Here is a 12,060-nt window from a genome sequence, read left to right as displayed (position 1 = left end):
CATCAGGTGCACCGGCTCGATGAATTGATTGTCACGCCCGACCGCCAGGCTTTGCGCATCGGCCAGGGCCATTTGGAACTTGCTTGTCAGCTTGTCCATTCTCATGTGCTTATCTCCGACAAACGCTAGGGTTATGGCCGAATTACGGCGACTCTAACGAGAATTCAAGCAGTTGTTGGGGCGTTTCGCTAGGGCTAGAGCAGAGGCGCGGTGGCTGATCGCCGGTCGCCCTGACCTGACTGCCGGATTCGGCGACTGCAGGCAGGCTAGGCGGACCGGCTTATCTTGTCTGGCGATCAGGTGCAACCGCCATCGGCATGATCAAGACCCGTGCCGATCAAACATCGCGATCCTCGGTCGGCGTCTTGAGCATAGGGACCTGACGGCTCAGCGATGTCGACAATCGTTCAGCGTTCCGCGAGCAGTTGCGCGAGTGCGCGCAGCAGATCGGTCTCGGTGATGATGCCGACGATGTTCTGACCACCATCAGTCGACACGGGCAGGCAGCCGATCCGATCGCTTCGCATGCGCTCGACTGCGGCTGCAAGATCGGCATCGGGGGTGATGGTGGTCACTGGGCTGTGCATGACCTCACCAACCTCGGCGGGTGCCTCCTTGAAACAGCGTGCGGCCAATTGCAGATCGCGTCGGGTCAGGATGCCAATGACACCACCCTCGGCGTCAACCACCGGCAGGTGGTGCAGATTGCGCTCTTCCATGATCTGGAACGCCTCTTGATAGTCGGCGCTGGTCTCGATGGTGATCGGGGTTGCAGTCATATAATCGCTGACGTGCATGCGGGGTCTCCTTTGGGGCTTGATGTTGTGTTGTCGAGTCTAGGTCTCTGATGCACGCGTCGTCGATGCTCGAGAGAGGGTGCTGATTGTGGCGCATCCGCTGAATGCCTGCTGAACGGATGCCTGATGGACGCTTGATCGATGGATGATCGATGGATGATCGATGGATGATCGATGGATGATCGATGGATGCCCGCGGACCCATGCTTCCGGATCGGAAGGTTTGGAGCACTCCATCATTCGAGAAAGGGTCGTCTGCGTTCATGCCGATGCCTCCGCGTCCAACCGCTGCCAAATCACCCGCTCGAGCCCGATCCCGACGACCGCGAACTGACAAATCTCGTTAAGGCCGAAGCGTTTGCGCAGTGCCTTGCCATAACGGCGCGCCTGCTCGCTCGCTGCGGCGAGTGCCTCGGCGACCGGCGCCGCGCATGCCAGGGCCTCGGGGGTTTGCGTGCGCACCTGCTCTCCTGTGAGTCCGAGGGCTTTTAGGCTGACGTATTTGAACTCCAGCACCAGATCCAGCGCCTGAAAGCGACGCATGTCCGGGCGCACGATCAGGGCCAGATCGACATAGCCGTGATCGACTTCGGCCTCTGACAGCGGCAGGTAGATGCGGTCATCGAACAGGAGCGTCAGAAAGGCCAGTTTGACCGCAAGCTCATTGGTCCAGCGATAATCGCGATTGGAGAGCACCGGGTAGTAGCGCGATTCGATGAAGGCGACCATCGATGTGAGATCGCCCTGCAGATAGACCTCTTCGGCGAGTGTCCGCGAGGTCTCTCGATCTTCGTAGGTCGTTAACCAGCGCTCATGCAGGCGTTCGATGTAGAGCCCGCGGGCGACCAGATTCGGGATGCGCAGCAGGGTCTTGCCGAGTTTGCCCTGACCACCCAAGGTCAGCACGCCGAAATAATAGAGCAGCGAGGCCATGAAGGGCTGATCCTTGACCGCGCTCAGCATGTCCGCGACGCCGAAGCGCATCGCCAGTTGCGGGATCGGCACGCCCTGTTCATCCGCCAGCGCTTGGATCAAGAGCTCCTCGCCATGCGGCAGTTGCGCGATATAGACCAGCTTATTGCGGTCCATCGCCAGATTCTCATCGAGCAGCGGCTCGGGATACTCGCTGGTATGTTGCAGATGCTTGAGGAAATACAGGCTGAGCGTCGGGTTGTAGATCCGCTCCTGGGCCTTGGGGCTGAAGCAATAGCCGTTGTAGGCGGTGCGCATGGTCTCGAGCGCCTCGACCGCCGACCAGCTCGCGCCCTCGTCGCTCATGCGCGCGAGCATGGCCGTGATCTCGGCCTCGGTGAAGCCGCACAGGCTGTTGAAGTCGGGGTTGAGATAGAGGTTCTCGGCGACGTTGTAGCCGCTGGTGATGTCGCTCATCACCACGGGAGAGACGCCGGTGATGAAGACCCGATCGAGCCCGAGGCCACCGGCGGCGGCTTTGACCGCCTTGAAGACGGTCTTCAACAGCCCTTCGCCATAGAGCAGGGCTTCATAGTGATCCTGCTTGCGCCCGGTCATCAGGACTTCGTTGGCGAAGTTGTCGTACTCGTCGATGAGTAGGTAGAGCTTGTAGGGGGTTGCGCTCAAGGCGCGGAGCGTTGTGCGCCATGACGTCAGCGCATCCTCAGGATGGAGGTCGATCGCCTGCGGGAGCGCGGCCTGATAGCGGTAGGCGAAGTCGCGCATGCAGTCATTGAGATGCCGATGGATCGCCGCCTCGATCTCGCGCACCCCACCTTGTGACTGGATCAGCGAGAAGTCCCACTTCATCACGAAGTAGCGATTGTGCAGCGGCGTCGGATTGCGCCCGATGGCTAATGGGCCAAACAGCGCATCGAAGTCCTTGGCTCGGTTCAGGTCGTAGTAATGCTCCAGCATCGAGAGCAGCAGGCTCTTGCCAAAACGGCGCGGGCGAATAAAGAGCAGTTGCCGACCGGCGGCCTCAAGCTGTGGGATGCGGTCGGTGCGATCCTGATAAAAATAGCCCTCTTGCCTGAGGGTGGCGAAGTCGCTGAGGCCATAGGGGAAATGCATGCTGTCGACGGCCTCCAGTGACGCCGCAGGATCAGGATCAGGATCAGTTCAGCGGCTTGGTGAAACGGCGATCATGATGACTTTGAGTCAGTCTACAGATTTGGTGCGTGATTTAGAGTCGCCTAGGGTCTCCGCGCGCTGGCAGATGGCGCGCGCTGTGCCGCTAAAGATGAACTGATGCACCGGCTGGAAGCTGAACCAGTAGGCCAGGCCCCAGACGCCGGCTGGATGCCAATAAGCCGTGATGCTGAGCTTGGTGCCGCCATCGGCACGCGGCTCTAGGTCAAACTCCAACATCCCGGCGCCGGGCGCGCGCATGCCAAAGGCTAAGCTCAGGCGCCGTTCAGGTACCAGGCCGATGACGCTCCAGGAACCGATGCGATCGCCGACGCGCAGGTCGGTCGGATGACGGCGGCCGTGCTGCCCGCCCGGGCCGCCGGCGAGCCGATCCAGCAGGTCGCGCAGCTGCCAGAGGCCGTTCATATAGTACCAGCCGTCGTCGCCGCCGATCCTAGAGACGACCTCCCAGACCGCGCTGGGTGGTGCCGATGTCTGGGCGCTACCGCCGGCGCGTTTGGCGTAGTAGGCGTAATCGATGCGTTGTTGACGCACGGCAAAGGCTCCTTCAATCCAGCGGGCGACGACGGGTGCGCTCTCGCGCTCCGCGGTGAAGACGGCCTCGACCGCCTCGCGGAAGCCGAGCAGTTGTTGCGGGACCAAGCGCTTTAGCTCGGCGTCGTCGGCGGAAAAGTCGTGTTTGAGGCCGCCGATGAGGGCGCGGGCGATATTGGTTGGCACTGCGGTGATGAAGCGCAGCCAATAGGCCGAGAGCCTTGGGCTCAGTACCGGCACCGGGATGATCAGCGGCGGACGATGGCCGCCAACCTCGGCCAGGATGCGCATCATCTCGCGATAGGTCAGGGTCTCGGGGCCGCCGGCATCGAAGATGCGACTCTCGGCAGCCTCGATCTGCGGCAGTCGCACCAGATACATCAGCAGGTTGTCCAGCGCCAACGGCGGCGATTTGGACTGCACCCAACGCGGTGTGATCATCACCGGTAGGTGGTAGACCAGATCGCGCATCACCTCGAAGGCGGCCGAGCCGGGGCCAACGATGATGCCGGCTCGCAGCTCCGTCACTGGCACTGAGCCGCGGCGCAGCACCTCGCCGGTGTCGCGGCGCGAGACGATGTGCTCGCTCTCGGCATCGTCCGGGACCAGCCCGCCGAGGTAGACGATGCGCTTGACCCCGGCCTGCTCAGCCGCAGCAGCAAAGTTGGCCGCGGCCTCCAGATCGAGCCGACCGAAGTCTTTGCCAGCGGCCATCGAGTGAACCAAATAATAGGCGATCTCGATACCGGCCAGCGCCTGATCCAGGCTCGCCGGATCGAGCGCATCGGCGGCGATGCACTCGACGCCCTCCCAGCCACGCGCCTCGAGCACCGCGCGGCTGCGGCTGCTCGCACGGACCGCGATGCCCTCGTCCAGCAGACGCGGAACCAAGTGGCTGCCGATATAGCCGCTGGCGCCAAAGACCAGGCAGCGCGGTGCTGCATCATCGCCCCGCTCGCGCTGAGCCTGCTTGCGCTCAGCCCGCTCGCCCGCTTCGCTCCGTTCGCGCTCAATGCGTTGGTCTGCTTTGTGTTGTTCGCTATCGACCTTTGAGGTTGTCTGCGCGGGTTGGTCGGCCGTTTGGGTCATCAGTGCCTCCGGATTAGGCGCCTTCCGCCAATAGTATGAGCCAGTCTGTGTGCTCGGTGGCAAACATGGCTTTGAGGCCGTCAAGCAACCCATAGCCGCTCGATCTGATCGCCGGACAACACTGGCCCAAAAGTCCAGATTCGACAAGATTTTCGTATCCGCGAGTCAGGGCGAATGACGATAGCAGTGCCGCTCAGGGGGTTGGTCCGGTGCTGAACCATTGCGTCTCGAGCCAGCTGCTGATGGCCTCCTCGACCCGGTCTGGGCATTCCTCCTGCGGCAGGTGGCCGCAGCCGGGGAGCTGGACCAAGGTTGCATTCGGCAGCGCATCGGCGGTGGCCAGGGTATCGCTCAGCGGCACGATCTGATCGGCATCGCCGGTCAGCACCAGCACCGGCTGCTTAATCTCCCCGAGCCGCTCAGCGATGGTCACGGGATCGGTCAGCGAGCGCTGCAGTAGGGCACCCCAGGCGAGATCCCAGCCGGCCATCAGCCGATGCGCGCCGGTCAGCGCACGCCGCTCTTCATCGATCTTCGATGGATCGGCGTAAGCGTAGTCGAGCAGCGGGCTGTTGCGACCGAGGTAGCGCGCGAGCCCGAGCGAGATTCGACCCATCTGCGGCAACCCGACCAGCCAATCCGGCAAGATCGGCCGCTTTGAGTACACCCAAGGGGCAATCAGAATCAGTCCGGCAACGCGCTCGGGTTGGGCCAGCGCGGCCTCTAGAGCAAGGGTGCCACCCGACGAGTTGCCGACGAGGATCAGTTGGTCGAATTCTAGTGCATCGGCGAGTGTGAATAGCTGCTCCATTGCAGCGGCTTTGCTGTAGATCTCGAGGCCCTGCCTGGTCTCTGGTACCGGTTTTGCACTCAGACCATAAGGCAGCTGATCGTAAGCGACGACTGGCCCATGCTCGGCGAAGACATCGAATAGCGGGCTCCAAGTAAAGAGATTGAAAGTAAAGCCGTGCAGGAGCATGAAGGCAGGCCCGTCCGCCTCGGGCTCGGTCCTGGGCTCGGTTTCGAGCTTGGCGATGAAGTGGACGTGCTGGCTCTCATCTTCGCGGATCGGTAGCGCGAAAAACCGGCTTTCTGGAGCGGCGACCTGCTCGGCATCGGTCACTCCCGGCGCCGCGTTGGGAGGAATCAAGAAGGGGCCGAGCAAGATCGCAATGAGGCCAAGCAAGACGACCAAGAGCAGCAGGCTCAGCAGGATACGCAGTAGCGTTCGCATAGGGTAAGGGCGCGTTAGGCAGGTGAGAGTCTGGCGTGGCTCGGACAGAGCGGATGCTAGCACAAGCGTCTTGATGCTCGACTCAGGCGTGGTGCTGTTTGAGAGCGGGATGCCGGCCTGAGCCGGCGCTATCTCTAGCGCCGTAATTTGAGTAGAATCGATCTTAGGTTTGTTGTTTAACACCTTCGCATAAGGCGATTAACGATGTTCCTTCGCTGGTTTTTTCTGGGCGTGCGTGCGGCCTCGTCCGGCGTTGATGGCCGTCTATCCAGAGGCTGGTCCACCGGCGGACGGTTGCAGCCCCCGCTGATCCTGCTCCTAGTCGCCTTGCTTGCCGCCGTTCTGCAGGGCGGTTGTGCGTCCAAGCCGCCTCCGGCGACGACAAGCCCCTATGTGGATCAGGTGCTCGTGAAGAAGGCTGAGCGCAGCATGGAGCTGCACAAGGATGGCGCCGTCTATCGCACCTATCGCATCTCGCTTGGCGATCAACCGCGCGGCCATAAGTTTCAAGAGGGTGATCAGCGCACCCCGGAAGGCAATTATGTGCTGGATTGGCGTAATCCGAACAGCTCGTACTACAAGTCCATCCATGTGTCCTATCCCAACGAGCTTGATCGCACCGTCGCCCGCGCCCATGGGGTTTCGCCGGGCGGCATGATCATGATCCATGGTCTGCCCAACTGGCTCTCTTCGCCGCGCCTGGCGGCTGAGTATCGGAGTCGGGACTGGACCGATGGTTGTATCGCCGTTGGCAATGAGGAGATGGACGAGATCTGGCGTCTAGTCCGCGATGGGACGCCGATTACCATCTTGCCCTAGGGTTGTCCTGGGCCCTTCATCGTCTAGGGCTTGCGGCAGTGGTGCATGTTCGCCTGACCGCGCTTGGTCCATACTGGGCGCAATCTGAGAGATGACAGCGGATGCCGCTAGACGGCAGTGGAGATGACAGATGTTGTTTGCGCTATTTTGGGTTCTGATCGGGATCATGATCGGTTGGAATCTTCCCCAACCACCCTGGGCCAAAGAGTTGCAGGATAAGGTAGTGGGCGTGGTCAAGGCGGTGCTTGGCAAATAGAGGCGATCGGAGCGTATGCACGCATGCACTGCTGGGCTCGTTATCTGTTGTATCTAGTGATCACGGCCTTAGCGCTGGGTCACATGCTGGCCGCCTGTGGCCAAAAAGGTCCCTTGTATCTGCCGGACGATGCCGCGCAAGCATCCAGCCAATCAGCGTCGACTCCTGGTCCGGGTACCTCCGACGAGGGTCTGGAGGCACTCGAGGATGTGCCAGTCGTCGCGCCCGAGACGGAGAGCCTTTAACCTTCGCTTATGGATGATTTCAATATGGATGATTTCAATTACCAAGGGGAGCAGCTCTGCGCCGAGCAGGTGCCACTGAGCGCCATCGCCGAGCAGTTTGGCACCCCTTGCTACGTTTACTCGCGCGCAACCCTTACCCGGCACTGGCGCGCCTTTGATGACGCCTTCGGGGCGCGCCCGCACCTGATCTGCTTCGCGGTGAAGGCCAACTCCAACTTGGCGGTCTTGAACCTGCTTGCGCGCCTAGGCGCTGGCTTCGATATCGTCTCGGTTGGTGAGCTGGAGCGGGTGCTGGCGGCCGGCGGTGATCCGGGCAAGATCATTTTCTCCGGCGTTGGCAAGCGCGCCGATGAGATCCATCGCGCGCTCGAGGTGGGTATCCGTTGCTTTAACGTCGAGTCGGAATCGGAGCTCGCACGCATCAACGCCATCGCCCTTGAGCGGGGCCAGGTGGCGCCGGTCTCGCTGCGGGTCAATCCCGATGTCGATGCGCAGTCGCATCCCTATATCTCGACCGGACTCAAGGAGAATAAGTTCGGGATCGACATCAAGGCGGCCGAGGCGGTGTATCGCGCCGCAGCCCATCAGCCTGGTCTGCGCCTGGTCGGGATCGACTGCCATATCGGCTCCCAGCTGACTAGCATCGGCCCCTTTCTCGATGCCTTAGACCGCGTGCTACTGCTCGCCGATCGCCTTGCCGAGCTGGCGATCCCGATTGAGCACTTGGATCTAGGGGGTGGCCTCGGCATCCGTTATCGAGATGAAGACCCGCCGTTGCCGGATGCCTATGCGGCTGCCCTCTTAGAGCGACTGGGCGGACGTTCGTTTGAGATCATCCTTGAGCCTGGGCGGGCGATCGCCGGGAATGCCGGCCTGCTCTTGACGCGCGTTGAGTATCTCAAGCCAACCCCTACCCATCGCTTTGCCATCGTCGATGCGGCGATGAATGACCTGCTGCGCCCGGCCCTCTATGGCGCCGAGCAGGAGATCCTGCCGGTGCGCAGTCCAAGCAGGGGCGAGTCGGCTGAGCGCTCGGGCATCTCCCTGGACAACCTGCCGAGCGAGCAGACGCAGGAATCAGCCCCCGAGCTCTACGAGATCGTCGGTCCCGTCTGCGAGACTGGCGATTTCCTGGGCCGAGCGCGGCGGCTGGCGCTGACTGAAGGAGACCTACTCGCGATCCGCGGCAGTGGTGCCTATGGATTCTCGATGAGCTCTAACTACAACAGTCGTCCGCGTGCCGCCGAGGTGATGGTCGATGGCGATCAGGTCCATCTGGTCCGTCGGCGAGAGTCGATCAGCGAGCTGTTTGCCGGCGAGGAGATCCTGCCATGAAATGGGCATCCGAGCCTGAGCCGATGGGCACCCAGGCCCATGCCGATGCTGCAGCCGATTTCAGGGAATCCAACGCGCTGTTCCTGCGGTTATGGCCAGCGGTCCAGCGGGTCAGCGACCGCCATCGCGCCCGCTTAAGCAGGTTGCCCTGATGCGGATGCGTTTTACCAAGATGCAGGGGCTTGGCAATGATTTCGTCGTCATCGACGCGATTCGGCAGCAGATTGACTTGAGTGCCGGCCAGATTCGCCGGCTGGCCGATCGGCACTTTGGCATCGGCTGCGATCAGGTGCTACTGGTTGAGCCGCCACGCTCGGAAGACACTGCATTCCACTATCGGATCTTCAACGCCGATGGCGCCGAGGTTGAGCAATGCGGGAATGGCGCGCGCTGTTTCGCGCGCTACGTTCGTGACGAGGGTCTGACCTCTGCCGACTCGATTCGCGTTGGAACTGCGGCGGGTCCCATTACTTTAGAACTGCGGCCTGACGGGCAAGTGAGCGTGGACATGGGGCTACCGCGGTTTGACCCTGCCGCTATCCCGCTTGCGGCGCGCGCGCGCGCGCCGGCCTACGATCTCGGGGCTGGCTGTCGAGCGTTGCGGATTGGCGCTGTGTCGATGGGGAATCCGCACGCGGTGCTAGCGGTCACCGATGATCTGGACCAAGCGCCGGTGTCGGAGCTAGGCCCGCGCATCGAACGTGATCCACTCTTCCCGCGCGGGGTGAATGTCGGCTTTATGCAGCGTCAGAGCGCAACCGCGATCCGGCTACGCGTCTGGGAGCGCGGCGTTGGCGAGACCTTGGCCTGCGGCACGGGTGCCTGCGCGGCGGTGGTGATCGGGCGCCTCTGGGGTGAGCTCGACGAGCGCGTCGACGTCAGCTTGCCCGGTGGGACCCTGATCATTGATTGGCTCGGGGAGGGCAGCAGTGTCAGGATGACGGGGCCGGCGGTTCGCGTTTTTGATGGGTATATCGAGTAATGAAAGGCCAGAATCATGACCGAGCGTCGGAGGTTAGGGAGGAGACGGTTGCCGCCTGGTTGATGCAGCATCCGGATTTCTTGCTGCGCCATCCAGATGTCCTCGCCAAGCTCAATGTGCCGCACGGCAGTGCTGGAGCGACCTCGCTGATTGAACGCCAAGTGGCGGTTCTGCGCGAGCAGCTCGCTCATGAGCGTGGTCGGCTCAATTTTTTGGTGGCGCGGGCGCGCGATTACGAGGCGCTGCTCATGCGCCTGCATGAGCTGACCCTGCGACTGATCTTGGCTCCGGATCTGACGCATGCCTGTAACGCGCTGGAGCAAGCACTGCGCGAGCATTTCAGGGCCGATGCTGTGGCGGTGAAGCTGTTTCCGGTTGATGCCAATGAGCGCGCGGCCGATCCGTTGGTGCGCAGTTTCGTTGATTTCATTGATCGCGACCGTTGCCTTTGCGGCCCCTTTGCGTCCGAGCAGTCCGGCGGGCTGTTCGGTGAGCTGCCGGTCGAGATCCATTCGGCGGCGCTGATCCCGATCCGGGCGCATGAGCAAACTGGTGTGCTGGCCATCGGCAGTGCTGATCCGAAGCGCTTCGCCCCAGACATGGGCACCGACCTACTCGAGCGCCTGGGTGCGGTGGCCGGCGCCAAGATTGCCAGCCTCGCCCACCTCAGTCGGGCTGGTTGACCCATCATGGCGCCGACCCTGACCGCCCTGAAGACTTTAACGTCGCCGCCTGAGTCGAACGATGACTTGCTATCGCGTTTCTGCAGCCATCTTGCCAACGAGCGGCGGGTATCGCCCCACACCCTGAGCAATTATCGGCGCGATCTCGAGCGCATCGGCGGCTGGCGGCTCGAGCAGGGCATCCCGACCTGGCCGGACCTTCGCGATGAGGCCATTCGCTGCTATATCGCGGCCCGCCATCGTCGCGGCATCGGTGGTCGGACCTTGGCGCGTGAGCTCTCGGCATTGCGCACGTTCTTCGATTTTTTGCTGCGTGAGCGTCGGGTGTCGCATAACCCGGCGCGGGGCTTGCGGGCTCCAAAGAGTCCAAGACGCTTGCCGGGCTGTCTAGATGCCGACACGCTGAGTGCGCTGCTCGATGGTGACAGCGCAGCTGGCGCTGGTATTGACGCACAGGGTCCAGACGCTGCCAGTGCGGACTCAGACCTCGAGAGCGAGCCTTTGGCGCTGCGAGACACCGCCATGGTGGAGCTCTTGTATTCGTCAGGCTTGCGGCTCGCTGAGCTGATCGCGGTCGATGTGCGTGATATCGATGCGGCCGATGCCATGCTGACCGTGGTTGGTAAGGGCTCAAAGACCCGACGGGTGCCCGTGGGCAAGGCAGCGCTGCAGGCCATTGCACGCTGGCTGGCGGTGCGAGCCTTGCTGGCCTCGGCTGATGAGCCGGCCCTGTTCGTCAGCTCACGCGGCAGGCGCATCCATCCGCGCACCGTCCAGGCGCGTCTCAAGCACTGGGCGCAGCAACGCTCCGCAGGCCGCAACCTGCATCCGCATCTGCTGCGTCACTCGTTCGCCAGCCATCTGCTCGAGTCCTCGGGTGACCTGCGTGCGGTGCAAGAGCTGCTAGGCCATGCCGACATCGCCACCACCCAGGTCTATACCCACCTGGATTTTCAACATCTCGCGCAGGTCTACGACCAGGCGCATCCTCGCGCCCGCAAGCGTCGTTAAGCGCATGGGCGCTCGCGCAGGCACTGATTGATTCCTCTCGAGCCCCGCGGGGTACCAACGATACTGGTTGGTGACCAGCGCCTGGATGCTTTCTCGGAGCGCGCGTTCCTCGCTGCCTACAGGCGGAAGTCAAAGACCATGCTCTTAACTGGGTTTCACTTGGCAACTGCTCAGGCTGTCCTAATATCCGTCTCCGTAGCGGACAGAAACTAGGCTTTGAAGAGTTGAAAATCTTCCTTGTTCGGTTCTTGTCCATGTCCCTGAATGCCAATCATCGACAGCTTGAGGAACCCTCCATGACCGACACGACCACCCGCTCCAACCGTCTTGTTGTCATTCTTGGCCTTACCATTGCGCTAGGCCCGCTGACCGCCCTTTCGTTTGGTAGCAAGTTTGCCGACGAAGAGACCCTCGCTCGCGCCCATGCCGGTCTGCAAAACGCCAAGCCGGCCGACGTGCTTGGAAAATACGGCGATGTCGACGCTGTACCGAGCTATGCAAGCTCCAAGACCCTGGCCGACGTGCTCTCTGGCTCCGGCGTCTTTGACGAGTTTCGTGCTGCAATCCAGAACACGGACAAGGCGGACCTGCTGAGCGGGGCGGGCACCTACACCCTGTTCGTGCCGAGCGATGAGGCCTTTGCCAAGCTGAGCGACGAGCAGCGTGCCGCGCTTCGTAACGATCCTGAGGCTCTGGCCTCGCTGATCTCCAAGCACATCGTGCCTGGCCGCTACAGTGCCACCGACCTGATGCAGATGCGTGAGGCCAGAACCCTTGATGGGTCCTCGATCGCGGTTGGTCCGGCGGCCAGCTATGACGGCCACATTGGATTCGGCAGCTCAGACGTGGTGAACAGCAACATCCACGCCGCCAACGGGATCGTTCACGTCATCGATCGCGTGAATCTGTAACCCCAGCGCTGCACTTGCGTTCAGCTGGGCGCGCTGCATC

13 protein-coding genes are annotated in these 12,060 nt (G+C 62.2%); 9 read left to right on the top strand and 4 right to left on the bottom strand.

Annotation, left to right across the window (positions count from 1 at the left end; all coding sequences use genetic code 11):
- Positions 1–407 precede the first annotated feature (407 nt).
- The 4 genes from VBE63_RS13490 to VBE63_RS13475 all read right to left on the bottom strand — a co-directional run bounded on the left by VBE63_RS13490 (position 408) and on the right by VBE63_RS13475 (position 5,778).
- Positions 408–797 (bottom strand): HPP family protein, encoded by a 390-nt coding sequence (locus tag VBE63_RS13490; protein ID WP_323683551.1) that lies wholly within the window; start codon positions 795–797, stop codon positions 408–410.
- A gap of 261 nt (positions 798–1,058) precedes the next feature.
- Positions 1,059–2,843, bottom strand: a complete 1,785-nt coding sequence (locus VBE63_RS13485) for an AAA family ATPase (protein ID WP_323683550.1) — start codon at positions 2,841–2,843, stop codon at positions 1,059–1,061.
- Positions 2,844–2,930: 87 nt separating this feature from the next.
- Positions 2,931–4,544: an SDR family oxidoreductase gene (locus VBE63_RS13480; RefSeq protein ID WP_323683549.1), complete on the bottom strand. Its 1,614-nt coding sequence runs from the start codon at positions 4,542–4,544 to the stop codon at positions 2,931–2,933.
- A gap of 193 nt (positions 4,545–4,737) precedes the next feature.
- On the bottom strand, positions 4,738–5,778 hold the full coding sequence (locus tag VBE63_RS13475) for an alpha/beta hydrolase (protein ID WP_323683548.1): 1,041 nt from the start codon (positions 5,776–5,778) through the stop codon (positions 4,738–4,740).
- Positions 5,779–5,982: 204 nt separating this feature from the next.
- Between VBE63_RS13475 and VBE63_RS13470 the strand changes: the two genes are divergently transcribed.
- From VBE63_RS13470 to VBE63_RS13430, 9 genes are all read left to right on the top strand, one after another.
- Complete coding sequence (locus tag VBE63_RS13470) at positions 5,983–6,597, top strand: L,D-transpeptidase family protein (RefSeq protein ID WP_323683547.1); 615 nt, start codon at positions 5,983–5,985, stop codon at positions 6,595–6,597.
- A 130-nt stretch (positions 6,598–6,727) separates the two neighbouring features.
- Positions 6,728–6,853 (top strand): hypothetical protein, encoded by a 126-nt coding sequence (locus VBE63_RS13465; RefSeq protein ID WP_323683546.1) that lies wholly within the window; start codon positions 6,728–6,730, stop codon positions 6,851–6,853.
- Positions 6,854–6,876: 23 nt separating this feature from the next.
- Complete coding sequence (gene lptM, locus VBE63_RS31410; RefSeq protein WP_416274548.1) at positions 6,877–7,098, top strand: LPS translocon maturation chaperone LptM; 222 nt, start codon at positions 6,877–6,879, stop codon at positions 7,096–7,098.
- A gap of 24 nt (positions 7,099–7,122) precedes the next feature.
- Entirely contained in the window at positions 7,123–8,433 is a 1,311-nt protein-coding gene (gene lysA / locus VBE63_RS13455) for a diaminopimelate decarboxylase (protein WP_323683545.1), read from the top strand.
- Positions 8,430–8,585, top strand: coding sequence for a hypothetical protein (locus VBE63_RS13450; protein WP_323683544.1), 156 nt, complete (start codon positions 8,430–8,432; stop codon positions 8,583–8,585). The genes lysA and VBE63_RS13450 overlap by 4 nt, the downstream gene beginning before the upstream one ends.
- Positions 8,585–9,415 carry a diaminopimelate epimerase gene (gene dapF / locus VBE63_RS13445; RefSeq protein ID WP_323683543.1) on the top strand — a complete coding sequence of 277 codons (831 nt, stop codon included), beginning with the start codon at positions 8,585–8,587 and terminating at the stop codon, positions 9,413–9,415. The genes VBE63_RS13450 and dapF overlap by 1 nt, the downstream gene beginning before the upstream one ends.
- Positions 9,415–10,098 carry a DUF484 family protein gene (locus VBE63_RS13440; protein WP_323683542.1) on the top strand — a complete coding sequence of 228 codons (684 nt, stop codon included), beginning with the start codon at positions 9,415–9,417 and terminating at the stop codon, positions 10,096–10,098. The genes dapF and VBE63_RS13440 overlap by 1 nt, the downstream gene beginning before the upstream one ends.
- Positions 10,099–10,104: 6 nt before the next feature.
- Complete coding sequence (xerC, locus tag VBE63_RS13435; RefSeq protein WP_323683541.1) at positions 10,105–11,109, top strand: tyrosine recombinase XerC; 1,005 nt, start codon at positions 10,105–10,107, stop codon at positions 11,107–11,109.
- Positions 11,110–11,405: 296 nt separating this feature from the next.
- A complete protein-coding gene (locus VBE63_RS13430) occupies positions 11,406–12,020 on the top strand; it encodes a fasciclin domain-containing protein (protein ID WP_323683540.1) in 615 nt (204 codons plus the stop codon).
- The last annotated feature ends 40 nt before the right edge of the window (positions 12,021–12,060 follow it).

This window comes from Lamprobacter sp., assembly GCF_034860625.1.
In the GTDB taxonomy this organism is placed as follows: domain Bacteria; phylum Pseudomonadota; class Gammaproteobacteria; order Chromatiales; family Chromatiaceae; genus Lamprobacter.
The sequence above is the reverse complement of the archived record's forward strand: the minus strand, read 5'-3'. Positions and strand labels throughout refer to the sequence as shown.